Origin of the sequence: Inquilinus sp. 2KB_23, from assembly GCF_052115705.1 — a bacterium.
In the GTDB taxonomy this organism is placed as follows: Bacteria; Pseudomonadota; Alphaproteobacteria; order DSM-16000; family Inquilinaceae; genus Inquilinus; species Inquilinus ginsengisoli_A.
In genome coordinates, this window is the sequence record NZ_JBFRHF010000014.1 from 1 (window position 1) to 21,189 (window position 21,189).

Consider the following 21,189-nt stretch of genomic DNA (forward strand, 5'->3'; position numbering starts at 1 on the left):
CACGGCTTCCCCCGGCTGCGGGCGGCGGCCAAGGGACCAGGGTCGGTCAAGGAGGGCGTCGAGTTCCTGCTCAGCCACGACATCGTGGTGCATCCCCGGTGCCGCCACCTGGTCGACGAGCTGGCGCTCTACAGCTGGCGCACCGACCCGCGCAGCGGCGAGATCCTGCCCGAGCTGGAGGACCGCGAGAACCACGCCATCGACGCCCTGCGCTACGCCCTCGAAGGCCAGCGCCGCCACGGCACCTACGACACCAGCCTGGACTGGGTGGGGTCGGGGCTGCGGCGGTGACCGGGGGAAGCGATGGAGGCGGCGCGACACCGCCGCCGGTTGACCCCGGCCCGGCGATTGCCGGTATGGTGCGGCGGAGTCGCTGACGGCGGAGACGGGGATGATCGACCGGGTGCTTCTGATCGGGGCCGGGCTGCACGGCATGGTGGCGGTGGCGCTGGGCGCCTTCGCCGCGCATGGCATGGCCGATGCGGCGCCGGAGCGGCTGGGCTGGGTGCACACCGGGGCGCAGTACCAGCTGGTCCATGCCGCGGCGCTGCTGGCGCTCGCCCTGGTCGGCCTGCCCGGGCCACTGCGCTGGGCCGGCTGGGCCTTCCTGGTCGGTGCCGCCATCTTCTCCGGCACCCTCTATCTGATGGCCTTCGGCGCACCGCGCTGGTTCGGCGCCATCACCCCGATCGGCGGGGTGCTGCTGATCCTGGGCTGGGCCCTGGCCGCCCTCGCCGCCTTCCGCCTGACGGAAAGCTGAACCGCAGGCGTTGAGTCCGGGCCGCGGCGCGCGCTAGGCTCGGCCCGTCATCATTCCCCGGGACGCCATGGCCGACCTCGACCTCGATGCCCGCGACCTGATCTGCCCGATGCCGGTGCTGAAAGCGCGCAAGGCGCTGCAGGGCCTGGCGCCGGGCCAGGTGCTGGACGTGCGCGCCACCGACGTGGCCGCCCGCCGCGATTTCCCGGCCTTCTGCGACGCCACCGGCCATGTCCTGGTGGCGGTCACCGACGAGCCCGACGGCGTCACCCGCTACAGCATCCGCAAGGCAGGATAAGACAGGGCATGGACACGCTGCTCTTCACCCATCCGGCCTGCATCGGCCACGACACCGGCCCCGGCCATCCCGAGCGCCCGGACCGGCTGCGGGCGGTGCTGGCGGCGCTGGAGGAGGAGCGCTTCGCCCTGCTGCAGCGGCGCGAGGCGCCCGAGGCCACGATCGAGCAGATCGCCCGCGCCCATCCCGAGGGCTTCGTCCGCCGGCTGCTGGCCGCGGTGCCGACCGAGGGGCTGCGGTCGATCGACAGCGACACCATCCTGTCGCCCGGCTCGGGCCAGGCGGTGCTGCGCGCCGCCGGCGCCAACTGCGCCGCGGTCGACGCGGTGCTGGCCGGCGAGGCGCGCAACGCCTTCTGCGCCGTGCGGCCGCCGGGACATCATGCCGAGACCGCGCGGGCCATGGGCTTCTGCCTGTTCAACAGCGTCGCCGTGGCGGCGATGCACGCCCGCATGGTCCATGGCCTCAGCCGCATCGCGGTGGTGGATTTCGACGTCCATCACGGCAACGGCACCCAGGACATCTTCTGGTCCGAGCCGGACCTGTTTTACGCCTCGACCCACCAGTCGCCGCTGTATCCCGGCACCGGCGACGCGGAGGAGACCGGAGTCGCCGGCAACATCGTCAACGCGCCGCTGCCGCCGGGATCGGGCGGCGTCGCCTTCCGCCGGGCGATGGAGCGGGTGGTGCTGCCGGCGCTGGACGATTTCGCGCCGGAGCTGGTGCTGATCTCGGCCGGCTTCGACGCCCACAGCCGCGATCCGCTGGCCCATCTCGAGCTGGTCGAGGCGGATTTCGCCTGGGCGACGCTGGAGATCATGGCGCTGGCCGACCGGCATTGCGACGGCCGGGTCGTCTCCACCCTCGAGGGCGGCTACGACCTGCGCGGCCTCGCTTTGTCCGCCGCCGCCCATGTCCAGGCGCTGATGACCGGCTGAGGCCTCTCAGGCCGGATCGGCGCGCGTCGGCCACAGGCCGGCCAGCATCTCCGGCAGGAGGTCCTCGGCGGTCACGCCGCCGGCCGCCGCGCCGATCCCGTCGAACTTGCCGTCCAGCGCCAGATGGGCGAAGCCGTGTACCGTCGACCAGGCGGCCAGCACGGTGGTGAGGGCGGCGCGGTCGAGCGGCTGGCCCGCGGCGATGCCGCGATAGGCCCGCACCGCGTCCTCGAGCTCGGCGAACGCGGCCTGGCCGGCGGCGCGCAGGCGCCCGTCCTCCCAGCTCAGCCGATCCTTGCGGAACATCAGCAGGAACCGCGCCGGATGCGCCCGGGCGAAGCGGATATAGCCGATGCCCTGCCCGCGCAGCCGGGCCGCCGGGTCGACGCCGCCGCTTTCTGCCCCTTCGCGGAGGTAGCGGGTCAGCGTCTCGAAGCCCAGCACCGCCACCTCGGTCAGCAGCCCCGCGGCGCTGCCGAAGTGATGCGCCGGCGCGGCGGCCGACACCCCGGCCCGGCGCGCCGCCTCGCGCAAAGTGAAGCCCTCGACCCCGCGCTCGATCAGGATCGCCTCGGCCGCCGCGATCAGCGCCCGCTGCAGGTCGCCATGGTGGTAGGGCTGCCGCGGCGCCGCGGCCTCCGACGTCTCATCCGTCATGGACTCAAACTTTACACTGTTTAGATTCGATGCTAACGTCTGATCTTAACGATGTTCAGATTAGGATGAAAGCCATGCTCGATCTGCTGTTCCGCGGCGGCAACATGCTCGCGATCCTGGGGTGGCTGGCGCTGGCCGCCGCCCCGCTGCTGCCGCGCCACAAGGCCCGGCTGCGGGCCGCCGCCAGCCTCGCCGTGCCGCTGCTTTTCGCTGCCGCCTATCTCGGCCTGGTTGGCATCAGCTGGGGCTCGGCCCAAGGCGGATATGGCTCGATCGCCGCGGTGCGCGCCCTGTTCGATTCGCCCGGCATGCTGGTGGCGGGCTGGCTGCACTACCTCGCCTTCGACCTGTTCGTCGGCGGCTGGATCGCGCGGGAGGGGGAGCGCGCCGGGCTGCCCCATCTGCTGCTGATCCCCTGCTTCGCCCTGACCTTCCTGTTCGGCCCGATCGGCCTCTTGGCCTTCGCCCTGCTGCGGGCCGGCTTCCGCCGCCGCGCGCCCACCCTCGCGGCGGAGGCATGACCATGGCCGCCGCGACCACCGCCCTGCCCACCCCGCGACGTAGCCTGCTGCGGGCGCCGCTCGCCCTGCTCCACGCCGTCCGGCGCCGCGACCCGGTGCTGGCCGGCTTCGGCCTGGCCCTGCTGGCGATCGCCGTGGCCCTCGGCCTGGCCTGGGCATTCGATGCGCGCCAGCTGCACGGCGAGAGCGTCTGGGCCAAGCCGATCAAGTTCCTGCTCTCGGTCGGGCTGTTCGCCCTGACCAGCGCCTGGTTCATCGGCGACCTGCCGGAGGCGCGGCGCCACGCGGCGCCGGTCCGCACCGTGCGCTGGACCGTCATCGCGACCGGCGGGTTCGAGCTGGGCTACATCACCCTGCAGGGGGCGCTGGGCCAGGCCTCGCATTTCAACGAATCCACCCCCTTCCATGCGGTCATGTTCGCGCTGATGGGGATCGGGGCCCTGGCCCTGACCGCGACCACCCTGCCGCTGGCCCGCGAGATCGCCCGCCACGGCAGCGGGTTGCATCCGGCGCTGCGCCTGGCCGTCGTGCTGGGGCTGGGGCTGACCTTCGTGCTCGGCGCCGGGGCCGGCATCGCCATCTCCGCCCATGGCGGCCACGCGGTCGGGGCCGCGACGGATGCCGGGCTGCCGCTGCTCGGCTGGTCGACCAGCGGGGGCGATCTGCGGGTGCCCCATTTCCTCGGCATCCACGCCCAGCAGATCCTGCCGCTGGCCGGCGCCGGCCTGGTCGCGGCGATCCCGCGGCAGGCGCGGCTGGCGGTCTGGGCGGTGTCGGCCCTCTATGTCCTGCTCACCCTCGCCGCCTTGGCCCAGGCGATGCAGGGCCGGCCGCTGATCGGCCTGTGACCGGCGCCGGGGATCGAAGCCCCTTGATATTGCAGTGCAGCATAGCCAAATCACGGCGAAGATTGGATTTGGCGAAAAGCATGCTGCATCGCACACAAGAGCCGCAGCATGCCGCCTTGGAAGGAAACGCCGCATCACCCTGGATGGTACCCGATGTGGCCCTACACCTCGACCGAGGCCGAATACCTGACCACCCTGCCGGATGAGACCGCGCCGCGCGGCGAGCTTGCCGCGCGCACGCTGGCGATGCCGGCCCATGCCAACCCGTCCGGCGACATCTTCGGCGGCTGGATCATGTCGCTGATGGACGAGGCCGGCGCCATGACCGCGATCCGGCATGCCCAGGCGCGCGTCGTCACCGTCGCCGCCACCGACATGGCCTTCCTGCACCCGGTCAAGGTCGGCGACGTCGTGTGCTGCTACACCGATCTTGCCCGGCTCGGCCGCACCTCCCTCACCCTGCACATCGAGGTCTGGGTCCTGCGCGCCGGCCTCGGCGACCGCATGAAGGTGACCTCCGCCGAATTCACCTTCGTCGCCCTGGACGCGGCCGGAAAACCGCGGCCGATCGCCGACCGGCCCGCGGGCCACTGAGGCCCCCGGCTACCGTGCCGGCGCCGTGACCCACAGCGCCCGCGCCTCGCTCTCGCCGGTGGCGATCGTGGCGTGGCCCATCCGGGCGTCGAAATACACGGCGTCGCCGGGGCCGAGATCGACCGGGCCGTAATGTTCGGTGAACAGCGTGATCCCGCCGGCCAGCACATACAGGAAATCGTCGCTGTCGTGCCGCTCCCAATCCTCGAAGGCGTCGAGCGAGCGGGCGCGGACCGTGACCTCGACCGCGAGGAAGGCGGCGTTCTTCAATTCGCTGGTGAACAGCCGCAGGCCATAATTCGGCGTGTCGGTCGACACCCCCTCCCCGGCCCGGGCCACGATCCGGCGGCCGCGCAGCGGCGACGACGCCTCGCCGAACAGCTCGACCAGCTCGATGGCGAAGCCGCGCGCCAGCTTCTGCATCGCCTGGAAGGTCGGCGACATCTCGTTGCGCTCGATCTTCGACAGGGCCGAGCGCGACAGGTCGGTGCGGCCCGCCGCCTCCTCCAGCGTCCAGCCGCGGGCCAGCCGCAGCCGCTTCACCGTCTCGCCCAGCGCAATGGCGGGCGCGGCGCCGCCGGGGCCCGCCCGGTTGGCATCACCGGCGCGCTGGATGTTCAACAGAGGCATCGTCCCGTCCGCACGTCTCGCTTGACCAAAATCCACTATAGTGGAAAATTCCATCATAGGGGATGACCACCATCCCACGATTCCACGGGAAAGACAGCAGATGGATGCGTTGGTGTTCGACCGCTTCGGCGGGCCCGAGGTGCTGGAGATGCGGCGGCTGCCGGATCCGGCGGTGCCGCCCGGCCATGTGCAGCTGGCGATGAAGGCGATCGGGCTGAACTTCGCCGACATCTACCGCCGCCAGGGCAACTATGTGCTGGCCGGGACGCCGCCGCATATTGCCGGCTACGAGGGGTCGGGCGAGGTGGTCGCGATCGGCGAGGGCGTCGGGGGCATCCGGGTCGGCGATCGCATCGGCTTCGCCGACGTGCCCTTCGCCAACGCCACCCGGGTCACCGTGCCGGTGGACCACGCCATCCCGCTGCCGGACGATGTCGGGCATGTCCAGGCCGCCGCCATCCTGCTGCAGGGCCTGACCGCGCAGTACCTGGCCCAGGACAGCCACGCCATCCGGCCCGGCGACACCGTGCTGGTGCATGCCGCGGCCGGCGGCGTCGGCCAGATCCTGGTGCAGTTCGCGAAGACGCGCGGCGCCACCGTGATCGCGCTGACCTCGACCGCGGCCAAGGCCGCCTTCGCCGCCGCCAAGGGCGCCGACCACAGCCTGACCTATGACGGCGACTGGGTCGGCACCGTGCGCGAGCTGACCGGCGGCGGGGTGACCGTGGCCTATGATTCCATCGGCACCACCCTGGCGGACAGCCTCGCGGCCACCCGGTCGCGCGGCACGGTGGTGGCCTATGGCATGGCCGGCGGCAATCCGCCGCCGATCGATCCGCGCCCGTTGATGGAGCAGACGAAGACGCTGGTCGGCGGCGACCTGTGGGACCATCTCGACAGCCGGGACAGCCGCCTGCAGCGGTCGGCCGCGCTGTTCGCGGCGCTGCGGTCCGGCGAGGTCGCCTGGCCGGAGATCGAGACCTTCCCGCTGGCCAATGGCGCCGATGCGCACCGGCGGCTGCAGAGCCGCGGCGTCATGGGCAAGGTGGTGCTGATCCCGGCCGCCTGATCAGGCAGCCGGCAGGCCGGCGGCGATCTCGGCCCATTCCTGGTCCAGGCTCAGCGCCGAGACCGGCCGGCCGGCCCGGCGGTACCAGTAGCCGGCATTGCCGAGATCGCCTTCCTTGCGGTGCAGATAGGCATGGGCCCAGGCCGCGTCCGACCCGTCTTCCGAGTCGACGCAGCCATGGGCCTTGGCCCAGTCGCCCTTGGCATCCCACCACAGCGCGGCGAGCGGGGGCGTCAGGGAAGCGGGCGGCCGGTCGTCGGCCAGCGAGCGTCGCAAGGCTGCCACATCCATCGGTCGATCTCCCGTGATGCCATCGATCTGTTGCAAGCAGAAGGGCGCAACGACGAAAGGGGCGCCGGAGGCACCCCTGTCAATCGTAACCGGGGCCAGGCCCCGGTCCATCAACCAGACGAGGGGCAACGCCCCCAGTCTTTCGACCAAAACGAGGGACTCTGGTCCCTCGTCGCATTTCAGAGCCCGAGTCCGGCCGCGATGCAAAGGCCGGACAGGCCTGCCTCGCGTCCGGGATCAGTAGCCCTGGTGCTGCATCCGCTTGCGCAGCGCCTTGCGCTGCCGCCGAACGGCTTCGGCTTCTTCACGGATACGGCGCTCAGACGGCTTCTCGTAGCTCCGACGCTGCTTCATCTCGCGAAAGATGCCTTCGCGCTGCATCCGCTTCTTGAGGACGCGGAGCGCCTGGTCAATGTTGTTGTCGCGGACGAACACCTGCATCGGCATAGGCCTTTCTTCAAAGAGGTTGGGCGGGACTACGCCATTCAGCCGAGAATGTCGAGAACGATTCGACGAACTTCGCGGCGGGACAGTTCCGACGGACGCGGCGGATGCCGCACGGGATTGGAAGGATGCTTCGGCATCGCATGACGCGCGAAGCGGGACGGTTTCTTGTTCTGTAGGGTCTTCATTTCTTGTTCTTGGTACGCCGGGCTCCGAATTGAACCCGGATCATCGCGGACACGGACACCCTCGGTTCGAGGGGTCCGGCCCGGTGCGCTAGAAGGGCGGCCGCGGTTGCGGCTGCCCTGGTCCGGCTCAGACTTCCTGGAGATTGCCGGCCGACACCTTACCGGTGCGGCGGTCGGTCTCGAGCTCGTAGTTGACCTTCTGCCCCTCGTTGAGGCTGTGAAGGCCCGCGCGCTCGACCGCGGAGATGTGGACGAACACGTCCTTGTCGCCGTTCTCCGGCTGGATGAAGCCGTAGCCCTTCTGGCTGTTGAACCACTTAACGGTGCCAGTTGCCATTTCTGTGCGCTCCTTATTGCACAATGGTCGAAACCGGCATGCAGACGCGCATGCCGGAACAATCTTCGATTATGGTTGGGAACGGGGTCCAGAGCTCGGTACGAGCAGGCGGGGCGGACCAAACCAAAGCGAATCTCACGGCGACTATTTAATCTCGTGGAAGCGGTTTTGCAAGCGGCGGACGCCGATGGCTTGAATCGAGGGGGCCCCGGACCATGGCGCCGGGGCCGAAGAGTGCCCACATCAGGGGAGCGAAGCGGCTTGCGAGGGGGGACTGGAATGCGCCTCGGCATGCTCGGCCTTGAACTGGTTCTGGCCCTCGCCCTGCCGGCGGCGACGGCCACGGCGCAGGAGGTGCCGGTGGACCTCGAGCTGGTGCTCGCGGTCGATGTCTCGCGCTCGATGGATGAGGACGAGCAGGCGCTGCAGCGCGACGGCTACGTCAGCGCCCTGACCCATCCCGAGGTGATCCATGCCATCACCTCCGGCGTCAACGGCCGCATCGCCATCACCTATGTCGAATGGGCCGGCGCCCTGTCGCAGGCGGTGATCCTGCCCTGGCGCGTGATCGACGGGCCGGATGCGGCGCGGGCGGCGGCGGCCGAGCTGGCCCAGGCCAGCGGCACGGTGATGCGGCGCGGCACCTCGATCTCCGGTGCGCTGGCGTTCTCCGCCGGGCTGTTTGACCGCAACGGCTTCGAGGGTATCCGCCGGGCCATCGACATCTCCGGCGACGGGCCGAACAACACCGGCGCCCCGGTGGCCGGCGCCCGCGCCGAGGCGCTGGCCCAGGGCATCACCATCAACGGCCTGCCGGTGATCCTGAAGCGCGGCGGCTTCGGCGGGCTGCCGGAGCCCGACCAGCTCGACGCCTATTACCGCGACTGCGTGATCGGCGGCCCCGGGGCCTTCACCGTGGCGGTCCGCACCACGGCACAGTTCGCCGAGGCGATCCGCCGCAAGCTGGTGCTGGAGATCGCAGGCGCCGCGCCCCGGGTGGTGCCGGCCGCCTTCATCCCGGCGCAGGCGGTCCCGAGCGACTGCATGATCGGCGAGAAGACCCGGCCGCGTTGGATGGACGACGACCAGCGTTAGCCCGCATTTCCCACCCTCCTTACGTCCTGCGTCGCCTTGCGGCGAGTCGGATGCGCGGGCGGGACGCGAAAAGCGTATCGGTTGATATGGTTGCCTTCCGACCGGTTGCTCATCGCGCAGCGAGGCCGGGTGAGGGTTGGTCCCGGCCTCGACAAAGAGCCCTCACCCGGAGCCGCTTCGCGTCTCCGACCTCCCCCGCAAGCGGGAGAGGCCACGCCAAGTGCAGCCTTTTTAGCGTGACCTGATCCAAAATCATCCGGCTCTACCCCTCCACCACCAGGCGGTAGCCGACCCCGGCCTCGGTCGCGATCAGATGCGGCCGGGCGGGGTCGTCGCCGAGCTTCTGGCGCAGCTGGCCGACATAGACGCGCAGATACTGCATGGCGTCGATATGGGCCGGGCCCCAGACCTCGCGCAGGATCTTCTGGTGCGTCACCACCCGCCCCTGATGGGCGGCAAGCAGGCGCAGGATCTCGAACTCCTTCTTCGACAGCTTGATCTCCCGCCCATCGAGCCGGACCCGGCGGTGCGGCACGTCGACCGCCAGCGGCCCGGCCTCGATCACCGCCTGCACCGCCCCCTCCTCCTGCCCGCCGCGGCGCAGCGTGGCGCGCAGCCGGGCGGTCAGCTCGGCGATGCCGAAGGGCTTGGTGACGTAGTCGTTGGCGCCGCGGTCCAGCGCCTCGACCTTCTCCGCCTCGCCGGCCCGGACCGACAGCACGATCACCGGCACCGCCGACAGCTCGCGGATCCGGCTCAGCACCTGCTGCCCGTCCATGTCGGGCAGGCCGAGATCCAGGATGACCAGGTCCGGCCGGTCCTGGATCACCCGCTCCAGCCCCTCCGCCCCGCTGGCGGCCTCGATCGGGGCATAGCCGTCGGCGGCCAGGCTGATCTTGATGAAGCGGCGGATCTGCGGCTCGTCGTCGATGATCAGGATGCGGGGCGGATGCGGCGCAGGCGTCTGCAGTGGGGCCGGCATCGGCTAAAGCCCCATCGAGGTGCCGGGCAGCAGCGGCGCGGCCAGGTCGGGCGGGAAGGTGATGGTGAAGACGGCGCCGCGGCGGTCGCCGCGGTTGCCGGCCCGGATGCGGCCGCCCATGGTCTCGACGAAGCCGCGGCAGATGGCGAGGCCCAGACCGGTGCCGGCCTGGGCGCTGTCGCCATGGTGGATGCGGTTGAACTTGTCGAAGATCGCCTCCAGCTTGTCCTCCGGGATGCCGTCGCCCTCGTCCAGCACCCGGATCACCAGCCCCTTCTCCTCCCGCGCCGAAACCGTGATGGCGGTGCCCGCCGGGGCATATTTGGCGGCGTTGTCGATCAGGTTGACCAGCACCTGCTCCAGCAGGATCGGGTCGAGCAGATACAGCGGCAGGTCGGGCGCGAGGTCCAGCCCCAGGCGATGGCGCGTCACCAGCGGGGCGCAGCGGTCGGCCGCGGCGCCGACGATCTCCGCCACCTCCGCCGCCTCCAGCTTCGGGCGCAGCACGCCGGATTCGAGCCGGGTCATGTCCAGCAGGTTGCCGACGAAGCGGTTCAGCCGCTCGGCCTCGTCCTCCACCATCTCCATCAGCTCGCCGCGCGCCGCCGGCGCCAGCACCGCGTCGTGGCGGCGCAGGCTGGAGATGGCGCCGATGATCGAGGCCAGCGGCGTGCGCAGGTCGTGGCTGATCGAGGTCAGCAGGGCGGCGCGCAGCCGCTCGGTCTCCGCCACCACGCGGACCTCGTCGACATCCTTGGCCAGCCGCACCCGCTCGATCGCCACCGCCGCCTGGTCCATCAGCGATTCCAGCAGCCGCTGGTCGTCCGGGCTCAGCAGCGGCCCGGGCTGCTCGCGGTCGATGCCGACCACGCCGATCGGGCTGGCGGCGGTGCCCCAGGGCAGGAACAGCCATTTGCCGCCGGGCAGCGTGTCGGCGCCGCGGCCGGCCGGCCGGTCATTGGCCCAGCTCCATTGTGCCGCGGCGCGCTCGGTCTCCTCGATCCGATCCTCCGGCGGATAGCCGGCGACCACCTGCAGCGACCCGTCCTGCGGCATCAGGATGACCACGCGCAGCTTCAGCATCGCCGCGATCTGGTAGGCCGCAGCCCACAGCAGGTCGTCGGACGAGGCGATCGCCGCCAGCTTGCGGCTGAAGCCGTACAGCTCCGCCGTGGCCTTGGCCCGGGCGGCGGCGCCGCGCGCCTGCAGCCGGGCCCGGCTCTGCAGGTTCGAGGTCACCACGGCCACCACCAGGAAGAACACCAGCGAGGTGACGTTGGAGGGGTCGGCGATCACCAGGCTGTAGAGCGGCGCCAGGAAGAAGAAGTTGACCGCCACGACGCTGAGCAGCGAGGCGAAGATCGACGGCCCCAGCCCGTAGCGCGCGGCGCAGAACAGCACCGGGATCAGGAACACCAAAGCGATGCTGTTGGTGGTGGCGAAGGCGGCGACGCCATGGGCCGCGGCCACGGTGACGGCGACGCCGATGGCGGCGACCAGATAGGGCCGCGGGTCGAAGCCGGGATCGGCCGGGCGGGTCTGGATCCGCTCCTCCGCCCCCAGCGGCGGCGCGTCGTCCCCGGCCAGCACCTGGACCGAGATGGTGCCGGCCTTGCGCACGAGGTCGTGCACCACCGAGCCGTGCAGCATCTCGAACCAGCGCGAACGGCTGGATTTGCCGATGATGATCTGGGTGATGTTGTTGCGCCGGGCATAGGCCAGGATCTCGGCGACGATGTCGGTGGCCGGCACGGTCACGGTCTCGCCGCCCAGCTTCTCCGCCAGCAGCAGGGCGCGGGCGACGCGGTCGCGGTCGGCCTCGCCCAGCCGATGGTGGCGCGAGCCTTCGACATAGACCGCGGTCCAGCGCGCGCCCAGCCGGTCGGCCATGCGCCGGGCGTAGCGGATCAGCGCCTCGCCGCCCCGCGCCTCGCTGACGCAGACCATGATGCGGTCGCCCGCCGCCCAGGGCCCGGTGATGGCATGGGCCCGCATGTAGCCCAGCATCTGGTCATCGACCCGCTGGGCGGTGCGGCGCAGCGCCAGCTCGCGCAGGGCGGCCAGGTTGCCGGGCTTGAAGAAGTGGTCGACCGCCCGCCGCGCCTGGTCGCGGACATAGACCTTGCCCTCGGCCAGCCGCTTCTGCAGGTCCTCCGGCGTCAGGTCGATCAGCTCGATCTCGGCGGCGCCGTCGATCCAGGAATCCGGCACCGTCTCGCGCACCCGGATGCGGGTGATCTGGGCGACGACGTCGTTCAGGCTTTCGACATGCTGGATGTTCAGCGTGGTCCAGACGTCGATACCGGCGTCCACGATCTCCTCGACATCGAGGTAGCGCTTGGCGTGGCGGCTGCCGGGCGCGTTGGTGTGCGCCAGCTCGTCCACCAGCACCAGAGCGGGGTGCCGCGCCAGGATGGCGTCGAGGTCCATCTCCTCGACCGTCTGGCCGCGGTATTCGGCGCGGCGGCGGGGCACGATCTCGAAGCCCTCGACCAGCGCCAGGGTCTCGGCCCTGCCATGGGTCTCGACCACGCCGATGACGACGTCGACGCCGTCGCGGCGCCGGGCCGCCCCTTGGGACAGCATCTCATAGGTCTTGCCGACGCCGGGCGCCGCCCCGAGGAAGATCTTGAGGCGGCCGCGAGTGTTCGCGGCCGCCTCGAGCAGGGCTTCCGGCGAGGGGCGCCGATCGTCGCCAAATCCTGAATCAGGGGCACGATCGGTGACTACCATCGGATCAGGAGACTACGACGCCTTCATGCCGTCCAGCAGCATGTTGAGCTGCAGCACGTTGACCCGCGGCTCGCCGATCAGGCCGAGCAGCCGTCCGCTGGTCGCTTGGCTCACCGCCTGGCGCACCTGGTCCGGCGGCAGGTTGCGGGCGGCGGCGACCCGGGCGATCTGGGTCTCGGCATTGGCCGGGCTGATGTCCGGGTCGAGGCCCGAGGCCGAGCTGGTGACCAGGTCGGCCGGCGGGTGGGTGATGCCCTGCGCCGCCAGCGCGTCGACGTCGCCCTTCACCCGGTCGGCCAGCGCCTGGCTGGTCGGGCCGAGGTTCGAACCGGCCGAGTTGGCGGCGTTGTAGGGCGCCGCGATGGTCTTGGTCGGGTCGTTCGGATCCGTGTCCGAGGTCGCCGACAGCCGGCCGTGGAAGTACTTGTCCGATGTGAAGTTCTGGCCGATCAGCGTGGCGCCGATCACGGTGCCGTCGGGCCGCTTCACCAGGCTGCCATTGGCTTGGGCAGGGAACAGCCCCTGGGCGATGCCGGTCATGGCGAAGGGGTAGGCGATGCCGGTGATGATGGTCAGCAGGACGATCATCACGATGGCGGGGCGGATCTGGTTCAACATTTTGGTGCCTCACACCAGGCCGAGGGCGGTGACGATCAGGTCGATCACCTTGATCCCGATGAACGGGACGATGATGCCGCCCAGGCCGTAGATCAGGAGGTTGCGCCGCAGCAGGTTGGCCGCGCTCAGCGCCCGGTAGCGGACGCCGCGCAGGGCCAGCGGGATCAGGCCGATGATGACCAGGGCGTTGAAGATGATCGCGGACAGGATCGCGCTCTGCGGCGAGTGCAGATCCATGACGTTGAGCACGCCGAGCTGCGGGTAGAAGGCCAGGAACATCGCCGGGATGATGGCGAAGTACTTGGCCACGTCGTTGGCGATCGAGAAGGTGGTCAGCGCGCCGCGGGTGATCAGCAGCTGCTTGCCGATGCCGACCACCTCGATCAGCTTGGTCGGGTCGCTGTCGAGGTCGACCATGTTGCCGGCCTCGCGCGCCGCCACCGTGCCGGTCTGCATCGCCACGCCGACATCGGCCTGGGCCAGCGCCGGCGCGTCGTTGGTGCCGTCGCCGCACATCGCCACCAGCCGGCCCTTGCCCTGCTCCTCGCGGATCAGCGCCAGCTTGGCCTCCGGCGTCGCCTGGGCCAGGAAGTCGTCGACCCCCGCCTCGGCCGCGATCGCCGCGGCGGTCAGCGGGTTGTCGCCGGTGATCATGACGGTGCGGATGCCCATCCGCCGCAGCTCGGCGAAGCGCTCACGGATGCCGCCCTTGACCACGTCCTTGAGGTGGATGAGGCCAAGCGGCTTGCCGTCGCGCGACACGGCCAGCGGCGTGCCGCCGGACTTGGCGATGCGCTCGGTGACCTGCTCCAACTCCTTCGGCATCGCCAGGCGCGGGTTGCCGGCGACCTCGCGGACATGGGCGATGACGGCATCGACCGCGCCCTTGCGGATGACCGAGCCCTCGACGTCGACGCCGCTCATCCGGGTCTGCGCTGTGAAGGGCACGAAATGGGCCTGCATGCGGCCGACCTCACGGGCGCGGAGGCCGTACTTCTCCTTCGCCAGCACCACGACCGAGCGGCCTTCCGGCGTCTCGTCGCTGAGCGAGGACAGCTGGGCGGCGTCCGCCAGCTCGGCCTCGGTCACGCCCGGCAGCGGCACGAATTCGGTCGCCAGCCGGTTGCCGAGGGTGATGGTGCCGGTCTTGTCGAGCAGCAGGGTGTCGACATCGCCCGCCGCCTCCACCGCGCGGCCGGACATGGCCAGCACGTTGAAGCGCACCAGGCGGTCCATGCCGGCGATGCCGATGGCCGAGAGCAGCGCGCCGATGGTGGTCGGGATCAGGGTGACGAACAGCGCCACCAGCACCACCACCGAGACCGAGCCGCCGGCATAGGCGGCGAAGGCGGGGATGGTGACCGTGGCGAAGACGAAGATGATCGTCAGGCCGGCCAGCAGGATGTTCAGCGCGATCTCGTTCGGGGTCTTCTGGCGCGACGCGCCTTCGACCAGCGCGATCATGCGGTCGAGGAAGGTCGACCCCTGGGCCGCGGTGATGCGCACCTTGACCCAGTCCGACAGCACCCGGGTGCCGCCGGTGACGGCCGACCGGTCGCCGCCGGATTCGCGGATCACCGGGGCGGATTCGCCGGTGATCGCGCTTTCGTCGACCGAGGCGATGCCTTCGATGACCTCGCCGTCGGACGGCACCAGGTCACCCGCCTCGACCAGGACGAAGTCGCCCTGGCGCAGCGACAGCGCCGGAACCAGTTCGGTCTCACGGCCGGCCGGGTCGGCCAGGCGCTTGCCCATGGCGTCGGTCTGGGTCCGGCGCAGGCTGTCCGCCTGCGCCTTGCCGCGGCCTTCGGCCACCGCTTCCGCGAAGTTGGCGAACAGCACGGTGAACCACAGCCAGAGCACGATCTGGATGGTGAAGCCGATGCCCGGCGCGCCGATGGCGAGGTCGCGGAGCAGCAGCACCGTGGTCAGGGTCGCGACGACCTCGACCACGAACATCACCGGGTTGCGCCACATCAGGCGGGGGTCGAGCTTGCGGAACGCGTCGATCGCGGCCGGGCCCATGATCTTGGCGTCGAACAGGGACGCCGGGGTGTTTGAGGCTTTCATGACGGACGTGTCCGATCAGAACAGAGTGCCGGCGGCGGCGGCCAGGTGGTCGACCACCGGGCCCAGCGCCAGGGCCGGGAAGAAGGTGAGGCCGCCCATGATCAGCACCACGCCGATCAAGAGGCCGACGAACAGCGGCCCGGTGGTCGGGAAGGTGCCGGCCGAAGGCGGCAGGCTGCGCTTGGCGGCGAGAGATCCCGCGACCGCCAGCATCGGCACGATCATCAGGAAGCGGCCGATCAGCATCGCGAAGCCCAGGGTGATCGTGTAGAACAGCGAGGTCGCGGTCAGGCCGCCGAAGGCCGAGCCGTTGTTCGCCGTGCCCGAGACATAGGCGTAGAGCACCTCGGAGAAGCCGTGCGGCCCGGGGTTGAGGATGCCGGCCAGCCCGGCGTCGGTCGACACCGCCAGGGCGGTGAAGCCCAGCATCGACAGCGGCAGGACGAGAAGCGCCAGCATGGTCATCTTCACCTCCTTCGCCTCGATCTTCTTGCCGACATATTCCGGCGTGCGGCCGACCATCAGCCCGGCGACGAAGATCGCCTCGATGACGAAGAGCAGCATGCCGTAGAGCCCGGCGCCGACGCCGCCAACGACGACTTCGCCCAGCATCATGTTGATCATCGGCATCATGCCGCCGAGCGCGGTGAAGCTGTCGTGCCAGGCGATGACCGCGCCGCAGGAGGCGGCGGTGGTGATCACCGCGAACAGGGACGACAGGGCCACGCCGAAACGGACCTCCTTGCCCTCCATGTTGCCGAGCGTCGGGTCGACGCCGAGCGAGGTCAGCAGATGGCCCGCGCCGGCCTCCTGCCAGTAGGTGATGAAGACGCCGGCCAGGAACAGCACGCCCATGGCGGCGAAGATCGCCCAACCCTGGCGCTCGTTCTTGACCATGCGGCCGAAGGTGTTGGTCAGCCCGGCGCCGATCGCGAAGATCAGCACCATCTGCACCAGGTTCGACAGCGCAGTCGGGTTCTCGTAGGGGTGCGCCGAATTGGCGTTGAAGAAACCGCCGCCATTGGTGCCCAGCATCTTGATCGCGAGCTGCGAGGCCACCGGCCCCTGGGCGATGGTCTGATGCGCGCCTTCCAGCGTGGTGGCGTCGACATAGCTGCCGAAAGTCTGCGGCACGCCCTGCCAGACGAAGAAGATCGTGGCGACGATGCAGATCGGCAGCAGCACGTAGAGCGTGGCCCGGGTCAGGTCGACCCAGAAATTGCCGATGGTCTGGGCCGAGCGCCGGGCGAAGCCGCGGACGAGCGCGATGGCCAGTGCGATGCCGGTCGCAGCCGAGACGAAGTTCTGCACCGTCAGCCCGGCCATCTGGGTCAGGTAGCTCATGGTGGTCTCGCCACCATAGGACTGCCAGTTGGTGTTGGTGACGAAGCTGACCGCGGTGTTGAAGGCCAGGCCTTCCGGCACCGCCGACATGCCCGCCGGGTTCAGCGGCAGCATGTCCTGGAAGCGCTGCAGGGCGTAGAGCAGGACGACGCCGGCCAGGCTGAACAGCAGCATGGCGAAGGCATAGCCGGTCCAATGCTGCTCACGGTCCTCGCGCACGCCGGCGGCGGCGTAGAGGACGCGCTCCACCGGGCGCAGGACGGGTGAGAGGAAGGTGCGTTCGCCCTCGAACACGCGGGCCATATAGCCGCCGAGGGGACGCACGAGGAGGACGACGAGCGCGCAGTACAGCGCGATCTGGATCCAGCCGTTGAGAGTCATGGCTGCGTCAGCTTTCCTGGCTCAGAATTTTTCGGGTCGGACCAGGGCGTAGATGAGGTAGCCGAGCAGCAGCACGGACACCACGCCGCCGAGGATGAGGTCGAATGTCATCGCCGCCTCACAGCCGGTCGCAGAGAAACACATAGACCAGGCCCGCAGCGAAGAACGCTGCGACCAGGCCGGACATCAGAATATCGAGCACGAAGTCTCCTTCCCGCGCCGACAGGTGCGGTATCGTGTGATCGGGCCGATAAGGCGCCCGAAGCGCATAAAAATTCGATCCGGATTTGCGGAGGGGGCGAGAGCGTCCCATGGGGGCGCTGCCGGGGCCGGGACCGGCGGACAACGCGAAGGGACATCCGTCGCCATCGGCATCGTCCCCATCCTGGTCGGCCGACGGCTCATCTTTTTATTGTGAGCGTTGTCGATTTCCCGCCGACCGGATCGATTATACAGCATCGACACCGGCGGACCGATGAGGACTGCCGGCGCGCGGCTTGGGACGGACAGGAGACCAGCGATGATGACAGGCGGATGCCTGTGCGGGGCGGTGCGCTACGAGGTGGCGGCCGAACCGGTCTATACCGGCCATTGCCACTGTCGCAGTTGCCAGCGCGCCAGCGGCGCCGGCCACTCCACCTATGTCGGCGTGCCGCGCGCGGCCATGACCGTCCGGGGAGAGACGCGGAGCCATGCCGTGACCGGCGGCAGCGGCCTTCCGGCGGCACGCCATTTCTGCCCGGTCTGCGGCAGCCAGCTGTTCGGCGTCTGCGAGATCGCCCCCGACATGGCCACGCTCTATGCCGGCACGCTGGACGACCCGTCGGCGATCCGGCCGGACGCGGCGATCAATGTGCGCAGCCGCCAGCCCTGGGACCGCGTCGCCGGCGACCTGGCGGAGTTCGACGAGATGCCGCCGGGCGCCGGGGCCTAGGCCCAGACCCGTTCATGCCGACACCGGGAGAGACCGCCATGGAATTCCGCGACGACGACCTCACGGCCTTCGAGAAGAACGGCCCCGCCCTGCCGGCCTCGGGCGATCAGGGCCATCTCGACCATGACGGCGCCCGGATCTGGTACGCGACCTATGGGTCCGGGCCGGCCGTGATCCTGCTGCATGGCGGCCTTGGCCACAGCGGCAACTGGGGCTACCAAGTGCCGGCGCTGGTCGCCTCCGGCCATCGCGTCCTGGTCATCGACAGCCGCGGCCATGGCCGCAGCACCCGCGATTCCCGCCCCTACAGCTACGAGCTGATGGCGTCCGACGTCCTGGCGGTGATGGACGCGCTGCAGGTGGAGAAGGCGGCAGTCGTGGGCTGGAGCGACGGCGCCTGCATCGCCCTGATCCTGGCCGCGCAGGCCCCCGCGCGGGTCGCCGGCGTGTTCTTCTTCGGCTGCAACATGGACCCCAGCGGCACCAAGGAATTCGTGCCCACACCGGTCGTCGACCGGTGCTTCGCCCGGCACGCCAAGGACTACGCGGAACTGTCGGCCACGCCGGACCAGTTCAAGCCCTTCGTCGACGCGGTCGGCGCGATGATGAAGACCCAGCCCAACTACACCGCCGGCGACCTGGCCGGGATCCGGGTGCCGGTCGCGATCGTGCAGAGCGAGCATGACGAGTTCATCAAACCCGAGCACGCCGACTACCTCGCCCGCAGCATCCCGGGGGCGAAGTTGATCACCCTGCCCGGCGTGAGCCATTTCGCCCCGCTGCAGCGGCCTGGAGAGTTCAACGGCGTGGTGCGGGCCTTCCTCGACCGCGTCCACGGCGCCGATCCGGCCTGGAGCTAGCCCTTTGACGGGCCCGACGCTTCGACCAGGATCGAAGCGTGCCGCCGGGGAGGCCGCTATGATGGCGCGATCCAGCCGGAGAGCGCGCCCATGGCCTACCGTCCCAGCATCGCCGCCACCGCCCACCTGATCGCCGACCCGGCCCGGGCCGGGATGCTGCTCGCCCTGGTCGACGGCCGGGCGCTGCCGGCCGGCGAGCTGGCCTATGCCGCCGGGGTGACGCCGCAGACCGCGAGCACGCATCTGGCCAAGCTGCTGGCCGGCGGGATGCTGGCGGTCGAGACCGAGGGTCGGCACCGCTACTACCGGCTGGCCGGGCCCCAGGTCGCCCAGGCGATCGAGACCCTGGCGGCGATCGGCCCGGTGGAGGCGGTGCGGCGCAAGCCCCTGACCCGCGAGGCCCGGCATCTGCACTTCGCCCGCAGCTGCTACGATCACCTGGCCGGCCGGCTGGGCGTGGCCGTGGCCCGGGCCCTGCAGGAGCGGAAGCTGATCACCGCCGCGGCGGACAAGCAGTTCGACCTGACGCCGGCCGGGCGGGACTGGTTCGGCGATCTCGGCCTCGACATCGCCGGGCTGCGCCCCACCCGGCGCGGCCTGGCCCGGCAATGCCTGGACTGGACCGAGCGCGAGCACCACCTCGCCGGGCCGCTCGGGGTCCAGCTGCTGAACCAGCTCTGTTCCCATGGCTGGCTGCGGCGCTCGGCATCGTCCCGCGCCATCCAGGTCACGCCGCAGGGCTGGGCCGGGCTGAAGGACCGGCTGGGCATCGCGCCCGGGCTAGACGACTGACCCAGCCCGTCAGGCTGCCGTGACCGGAAACGGTGTGCCGGGAAGGTAGAGCGAGACGGGACGGATCTCGTAGACGGCGGTGGGGTTGACGCGCCGCAGGTCGCGTGCCGCTGCGATCGCGGCCGCACGCGTGTCACAGTCCACGACATAGAAGCCCAGCAGCTGTTCCTTGGTCTCGGCGAAGGGACCATCGGTGATGGACCCGGTGCCCGGACCGCGCAGGGTGCAGGCCTGTTCCGTCGCCCCGAGCCGCGCGGCCGGCCCGAGGCGGCCCTCCTGATGAAGCCGGTCGTGGACCTTGTGGAGATCGGCCATCAGCGCCGCATCCTCCTCCGGCGTCCAGGACGCGACCACCCCTTCCACGTGATAGGCCAAGATAGCGTAGAGCATCGATGCCCCCTTTCCCCGTGCCGGATGGGCGAGAGTATCCAAGGCTGTCCCCGCGGAGCCAATCCCGATCTTGGCCCCCTGCGTGGGTCCGTCAGCCCCGCAGCCGCGCCAGCGCCAGCATCGCGCCGCCGGCCAGCAGGCCCCAGAAGGCGGCGCCGATGCCGAACAGCGACAGGCCGGAGACGGTGGTGACGAAGGTGACGATGGCCGGCAGCCGCTCCTCCTCCCGCGCCAGCGCCGCCGACAGGGCGCCGCCGAGGCTGCCGAGCAGCGCCAGCCCGGCCACCGCCTGGATCAGCAGCGGCGGCGAGGCGGCGATGAAGGCGGCGGCGAAGCCGGCGAACAGGCCGAGCCCGACATAGGTGACGCCGGCCACCACCGCCGCCGGCCAGCGCCGCGACGGGTCGGGATGCGCCTCGGGCGCGGCGCAGAGGGCGGCGGTGATCGCCGACAGGTTGACCGCATGGCCGCCGAACACCGAGGTCGCGGCGCTGGCCAGCCCGGTGGCGACGAACAGAGGCCCGACCGCGGGGCGGTAGCCATTGGCATTCAGCACCGCCAGGCCGGGCACGTTCTGCGACGCCATGGTGACGATGAACAGCGGCACCGCGATGCCGATCAGCGCCGCGGTCGAGAAGGCCGGGATCACGAACACCGGCTCCGGCTTCAGATGGGCGAAGGCCTCCGGCGGCACCGTGGTGGTCAGCAGGATCAGCGCCACCGCCACCACCACCGCGGCCGGCACGGCGTAGAGCCGGGCGAAGCGCCAGGTCAGCGCCCAGACCAGGACCACCGGCACCGCCAGCATCGGCATGGCGCCGACGGCGCGCGCCGGGGCGAGGCAGAGGTCGAGCAGCACCCCCGCCAGCATGGCGCTGGCCAGCGGCACCGGGATCGCGGTGACCAGCCGGCCGAACGGGCGCCACAGCCCGGCCACCACCATCAGCCCGGCCGCCACCAGGAAGGCGCCGACCGCGACCGGGAAGCCGCCGGCCGGCGCGCCGGTCGTAATCAGCAGCACCGCCCCCGGGGTCGACCAGGCGATGCTGATCGGCAGCTTCGACCACAGCGACAGGCCAATCGCCAGCAGCCCCTGGCCGACGCAGACCGCGAACAGGCCCGACGCCGCCTCGGCCGGGCTGGCCCCCGCCGCCGTCAGCCCCTGCAGCACGATGGTGAAGGCGCTAGCGAAGCCGACCACGGCGGCCAGCAGCCCGGCCGCCACCGGCTGCAGGGCCGAGCCGCCGCCCGTCGGGGCGATGGGGACGCCGGCGTCGTCCACGATCGAGGTGCTGTCGGTCCGCATGTCCCGGCCTTTGCAGGAACGCCGGCAGGCCCCTGCCCGCCCGGCACCCGCCGATCCTTGCCGATCCCGCCGCGGCGATCTATCGTTAAATTGGATCCAATCAACATTT

General features: G+C 70.7%; 26 protein-coding genes. 12 read left to right on the forward strand and 14 right to left on the reverse strand.

All coding sequences use genetic code 11. The features are described from left to right. From AB4112_RS18470 to AB4112_RS18485, 4 genes are all read left to right on the forward strand, one after another. Nucleotides 1-291: terminase large subunit (locus AB4112_RS18470; RefSeq protein WP_441721815.1), on the forward strand; the 291-nt coding region annotated here is incomplete at its 5' end. Between the two features lie 100 nt (nt 292-391). Then, the gene (locus tag AB4112_RS18475; protein ID WP_309793576.1) at nt 392-760 is read left to right on the forward strand and encodes a DUF423 domain-containing protein; all 369 of its coding nucleotides are present in this window, start codon (nt 392-394) and stop codon (nt 758-760) included. Between the two features lie 67 nt (nt 761-827). Then, nucleotides 828-1,058, forward strand: a complete 231-nt coding sequence (locus tag AB4112_RS18480; protein WP_309793575.1) for a sulfurtransferase TusA family protein — start codon at nt 828-830, stop codon at nt 1,056-1,058. 8 nt (nt 1,059-1,066) lie between these two features. Continuing rightward, nucleotides 1,067-1,996 carry a histone deacetylase family protein gene (locus AB4112_RS18485; RefSeq protein ID WP_309793573.1) on the forward strand — a complete coding sequence of 310 codons (930 nt, stop codon included), beginning with the start codon at nt 1,067-1,069 and terminating at the stop codon, nt 1,994-1,996. A gap of 6 nt (nt 1,997-2,002) precedes the next feature. Here the strand turns inward: AB4112_RS18485 and AB4112_RS18490 are convergent, their stop codons facing one another. Then, complete coding sequence (locus AB4112_RS18490) at nt 2,003-2,653, reverse strand: TetR/AcrR family transcriptional regulator (protein WP_309793571.1); 651 nt, start codon at nt 2,651-2,653, stop codon at nt 2,003-2,005. 74 nt (nt 2,654-2,727) lie between these two features. On the opposite strand from AB4112_RS18490, the gene AB4112_RS18495 reads away from it, so the two are divergent. The 3 genes from AB4112_RS18495 to AB4112_RS18505 all read left to right on the forward strand — a co-directional run bounded on the left by AB4112_RS18495 (nt 2,728) and on the right by AB4112_RS18505 (nt 4,616). Further along, on the forward strand, nt 2,728-3,174 hold the full coding sequence (locus AB4112_RS18495) for an ABA4-like family protein (RefSeq protein ID WP_441721820.1): 447 nt from the start codon (nt 2,728-2,730) through the stop codon (nt 3,172-3,174). Between the two features lie 2 nt (nt 3,175-3,176). Further along, complete coding sequence (locus tag AB4112_RS18500; RefSeq protein ID WP_441721823.1) at nt 3,177-4,022, forward strand: hypothetical protein; 846 nt, start codon at nt 3,177-3,179, stop codon at nt 4,020-4,022. Between the two features lie 108 nt (nt 4,023-4,130). After that, entirely contained in the window at nt 4,131-4,616 is a 486-nt protein-coding gene (locus AB4112_RS18505) for an acyl-CoA thioesterase (RefSeq protein ID WP_441721826.1), read from the forward strand. Nucleotides 4,617-4,625: 9 nt separating this feature from the next. Here AB4112_RS18505 and AB4112_RS18510 read toward each other — a convergent pair whose 3' ends face one another. Further along, complete coding sequence (locus AB4112_RS18510; protein ID WP_441721828.1) at nt 4,626-5,246, reverse strand: helix-turn-helix domain-containing protein; 621 nt, start codon at nt 5,244-5,246, stop codon at nt 4,626-4,628. Between the two features lie 100 nt (nt 5,247-5,346). Here AB4112_RS18510 and AB4112_RS18515 point away from each other — a divergent pair, with 100 nt between their 5' ends. Then, nucleotides 5,347-6,315, forward strand: coding sequence for a quinone oxidoreductase family protein (locus AB4112_RS18515; RefSeq protein WP_441721831.1), 969 nt, complete (start codon nt 5,347-5,349; stop codon nt 6,313-6,315). On the opposite strand, the gene AB4112_RS18520 is transcribed toward AB4112_RS18515, so the two are convergent. From AB4112_RS18520 to AB4112_RS18530, 3 genes are all read right to left on the reverse strand, one after another. Next, entirely contained in the window at nt 6,316-6,606 is a 291-nt protein-coding gene (locus tag AB4112_RS18520; RefSeq protein WP_309793559.1) for a hypothetical protein, read from the reverse strand. A 237-nt stretch (nt 6,607-6,843) separates the two neighbouring features. Next, nucleotides 6,844-7,047 (reverse strand): 30S ribosomal protein S21, encoded by a 204-nt coding sequence (gene rpsU, locus AB4112_RS18525; RefSeq protein WP_309794088.1) that lies wholly within the window; start codon nt 7,045-7,047, stop codon nt 6,844-6,846. A 318-nt stretch (nt 7,048-7,365) separates the two neighbouring features. Beyond that, nucleotides 7,366-7,575, reverse strand: a complete 210-nt coding sequence (locus tag AB4112_RS18530; RefSeq protein ID WP_309793557.1) for a cold-shock protein — start codon at nt 7,573-7,575, stop codon at nt 7,366-7,368. A 279-nt stretch (nt 7,576-7,854) separates the two neighbouring features. Between AB4112_RS18530 and AB4112_RS18535 the strand changes: the two genes are divergently transcribed. Next, complete coding sequence (locus AB4112_RS18535; RefSeq protein ID WP_441721835.1) at nt 7,855-8,670, forward strand: DUF1194 domain-containing protein; 816 nt, start codon at nt 7,855-7,857, stop codon at nt 8,668-8,670. A 262-nt stretch (nt 8,671-8,932) separates the two neighbouring features. Here AB4112_RS18535 and AB4112_RS18540 read toward each other — a convergent pair whose 3' ends face one another. From AB4112_RS18540 to AB4112_RS18570, 7 genes are read right to left on the reverse strand one after another with little or no spacing between them, the layout of a single operon-like run. Beyond that, nucleotides 8,933-9,652, reverse strand: coding sequence for a response regulator transcription factor (locus AB4112_RS18540; RefSeq protein ID WP_441721838.1), 720 nt, complete (start codon nt 9,650-9,652; stop codon nt 8,933-8,935). 3 nt (nt 9,653-9,655) lie between these two features. Further along, a complete protein-coding gene (locus tag AB4112_RS18545; protein WP_441721841.1) occupies nt 9,656-12,385 on the reverse strand; it encodes an ATP-binding protein in 2,730 nt (909 codons plus the stop codon). 12 nt (nt 12,386-12,397) lie between these two features. Further along, complete coding sequence (gene kdpC / locus AB4112_RS18550) at nt 12,398-13,003, reverse strand: potassium-transporting ATPase subunit KdpC (RefSeq protein ID WP_441721844.1); 606 nt, start codon at nt 13,001-13,003, stop codon at nt 12,398-12,400. A 9-nt stretch (nt 13,004-13,012) separates the two neighbouring features. Beyond that, nucleotides 13,013-15,073 (reverse strand): potassium-transporting ATPase subunit KdpB, encoded by a 2,061-nt coding sequence (gene kdpB, locus AB4112_RS18555; RefSeq protein ID WP_441721846.1) that lies wholly within the window; start codon nt 15,071-15,073, stop codon nt 13,013-13,015. A gap of 15 nt (nt 15,074-15,088) precedes the next feature. Then, nucleotides 15,089-16,798 carry a potassium-transporting ATPase subunit KdpA gene (gene kdpA / locus AB4112_RS18560; protein ID WP_441721849.1) on the reverse strand — a complete coding sequence of 570 codons (1,710 nt, stop codon included), beginning with the start codon at nt 16,796-16,798 and terminating at the stop codon, nt 15,089-15,091. Between the two features lie 21 nt (nt 16,799-16,819). Continuing rightward, complete coding sequence (gene kdpF, locus AB4112_RS18565) at nt 16,820-16,909, reverse strand: K(+)-transporting ATPase subunit F (protein ID WP_309793542.1); 90 nt, start codon at nt 16,907-16,909, stop codon at nt 16,820-16,822. 7 nt (nt 16,910-16,916) lie between these two features. Next, nucleotides 16,917-17,111, reverse strand: a complete 195-nt coding sequence (locus tag AB4112_RS18570) for a hypothetical protein (RefSeq protein ID WP_441721853.1) — start codon at nt 17,109-17,111, stop codon at nt 16,917-16,919. 207 nt (nt 17,112-17,318) lie between these two features. Here AB4112_RS18570 and AB4112_RS18575 point away from each other — a divergent pair, with 207 nt between their 5' ends. The 3 genes from AB4112_RS18575 to AB4112_RS18585 all read left to right on the forward strand — a co-directional run bounded on the left by AB4112_RS18575 (nt 17,319) and on the right by AB4112_RS18585 (nt 19,384). Continuing rightward, entirely contained in the window at nt 17,319-17,732 is a 414-nt protein-coding gene (locus AB4112_RS18575) for a GFA family protein (RefSeq protein WP_441721856.1), read from the forward strand. 38 nt (nt 17,733-17,770) lie between these two features. Continuing rightward, nucleotides 17,771-18,592 carry an alpha/beta fold hydrolase gene (locus AB4112_RS18580; protein WP_441721859.1) on the forward strand — a complete coding sequence of 274 codons (822 nt, stop codon included), beginning with the start codon at nt 17,771-17,773 and terminating at the stop codon, nt 18,590-18,592. A gap of 90 nt (nt 18,593-18,682) precedes the next feature. Continuing rightward, entirely contained in the window at nt 18,683-19,384 is a 702-nt protein-coding gene (locus tag AB4112_RS18585) for an ArsR/SmtB family transcription factor (protein WP_441721862.1), read from the forward strand. Between the two features lie 9 nt (nt 19,385-19,393). Here the strand turns inward: AB4112_RS18585 and AB4112_RS18590 are convergent, their stop codons facing one another. Beyond that, nucleotides 19,394-19,774, reverse strand: a complete 381-nt coding sequence (locus tag AB4112_RS18590; RefSeq protein WP_309793532.1) for a YciI family protein — start codon at nt 19,772-19,774, stop codon at nt 19,394-19,396. 91 nt (nt 19,775-19,865) lie between these two features. Then, entirely contained in the window at nt 19,866-21,080 is a 1,215-nt protein-coding gene (locus AB4112_RS18595) for a benzoate/H(+) symporter BenE family transporter (protein ID WP_441721865.1), read from the reverse strand. Between the last annotated feature and the right edge of the window lie 109 nt (nt 21,081-21,189).

What these genes read in the sequence shown, in the direction of transcription:
- AB4112_RS18575 (WP_441721856.1), top strand. Translation starts at nt 17,319, where the DNA reads ATGATGACAGGCGGATGCCTGTGCGGGGCGGTGCGCTACGAGGTGGCG.
- AB4112_RS18485 (WP_309793573.1), top strand. Translation starts at nt 1,067, where the DNA reads ATGGACACGCTGCTCTTCACCCATCCGGCCTGCATCGGCCACGACACC.
- kdpA (WP_441721849.1), bottom strand. Translation starts at nt 16,798, where the DNA reads ATGACTCTCAACGGCTGGATCCAGATCGCGCTGTACTGCGCGCTCGTC.
- AB4112_RS18505 (WP_441721826.1), top strand. Translation starts at nt 4,131, where the DNA reads ATGCCGCCTTGGAAGGAAACGCCGCATCACCCTGGATGGTACCCGATG.
- AB4112_RS18480 (WP_309793575.1), top strand. Translation starts at nt 828, where the DNA reads ATGGCCGACCTCGACCTCGATGCCCGCGACCTGATCTGCCCGATGCCG.
- AB4112_RS18580 (WP_441721859.1), top strand. Translation starts at nt 17,771, where the DNA reads ATGGAATTCCGCGACGACGACCTCACGGCCTTCGAGAAGAACGGCCCC.
- kdpF (WP_309793542.1), bottom strand. Translation starts at nt 16,909, where the DNA reads ATGACATTCGACCTCATCCTCGGCGGCGTGGTGTCCGTGCTGCTGCTC.
- AB4112_RS18570 (WP_441721853.1), bottom strand. Translation starts at nt 17,111, where the DNA reads ATGGGACGCTCTCGCCCCCTCCGCAAATCCGGATCGAATTTTTATGCG.
- rpsU (WP_309794088.1), bottom strand. Translation starts at nt 7,047, where the DNA reads ATGCAGGTGTTCGTCCGCGACAACAACATTGACCAGGCGCTCCGCGTC.
- AB4112_RS18490 (WP_309793571.1), bottom strand. Translation starts at nt 2,653, where the DNA reads ATGACGGATGAGACGTCGGAGGCCGCGGCGCCGCGGCAGCCCTACCAC.
- AB4112_RS18495 (WP_441721820.1), top strand. Translation starts at nt 2,728, where the DNA reads ATGCTCGATCTGCTGTTCCGCGGCGGCAACATGCTCGCGATCCTGGGG.
- AB4112_RS18535 (WP_441721835.1), top strand. Translation starts at nt 7,855, where the DNA reads ATGCGCCTCGGCATGCTCGGCCTTGAACTGGTTCTGGCCCTCGCCCTG.
- AB4112_RS18510 (WP_441721828.1), bottom strand. Translation starts at nt 5,246, where the DNA reads ATGCCTCTGTTGAACATCCAGCGCGCCGGTGATGCCAACCGGGCGGGC.
- AB4112_RS18475 (WP_309793576.1), top strand. Translation starts at nt 392, where the DNA reads ATGATCGACCGGGTGCTTCTGATCGGGGCCGGGCTGCACGGCATGGTG.
- kdpC (WP_441721844.1), bottom strand. Translation starts at nt 13,003, where the DNA reads ATGTTGAACCAGATCCGCCCCGCCATCGTGATGATCGTCCTGCTGACC.
- AB4112_RS18515 (WP_441721831.1), top strand. Translation starts at nt 5,347, where the DNA reads ATGGATGCGTTGGTGTTCGACCGCTTCGGCGGGCCCGAGGTGCTGGAG.
- AB4112_RS18530 (WP_309793557.1), bottom strand. Translation starts at nt 7,575, where the DNA reads ATGGCAACTGGCACCGTTAAGTGGTTCAACAGCCAGAAGGGCTACGGC.
- AB4112_RS18540 (WP_441721838.1), bottom strand. Translation starts at nt 9,652, where the DNA reads ATGCCGGCCCCACTGCAGACGCCTGCGCCGCATCCGCCCCGCATCCTG.
- AB4112_RS18545 (WP_441721841.1), bottom strand. Translation starts at nt 12,385, where the DNA reads ATGGTAGTCACCGATCGTGCCCCTGATTCAGGATTTGGCGACGATCGG.
- AB4112_RS18585 (WP_441721862.1), top strand. Translation starts at nt 18,683, where the DNA reads ATGGCCTACCGTCCCAGCATCGCCGCCACCGCCCACCTGATCGCCGAC.
- AB4112_RS18595 (WP_441721865.1), bottom strand. Translation starts at nt 21,080, where the DNA reads ATGCGGACCGACAGCACCTCGATCGTGGACGACGCCGGCGTCCCCATC.
- AB4112_RS18500 (WP_441721823.1), top strand. Translation starts at nt 3,177, where the DNA reads ATGGCCGCCGCGACCACCGCCCTGCCCACCCCGCGACGTAGCCTGCTG.
- AB4112_RS18520 (WP_309793559.1), bottom strand. Translation starts at nt 6,606, where the DNA reads ATGGATGTGGCAGCCTTGCGACGCTCGCTGGCCGACGACCGGCCGCCC.
- kdpB (WP_441721846.1), bottom strand. Translation starts at nt 15,073, where the DNA reads ATGAAAGCCTCAAACACCCCGGCGTCCCTGTTCGACGCCAAGATCATG.
- AB4112_RS18590 (WP_309793532.1), bottom strand. Translation starts at nt 19,774, where the DNA reads ATGCTCTACGCTATCTTGGCCTATCACGTGGAAGGGGTGGTCGCGTCC.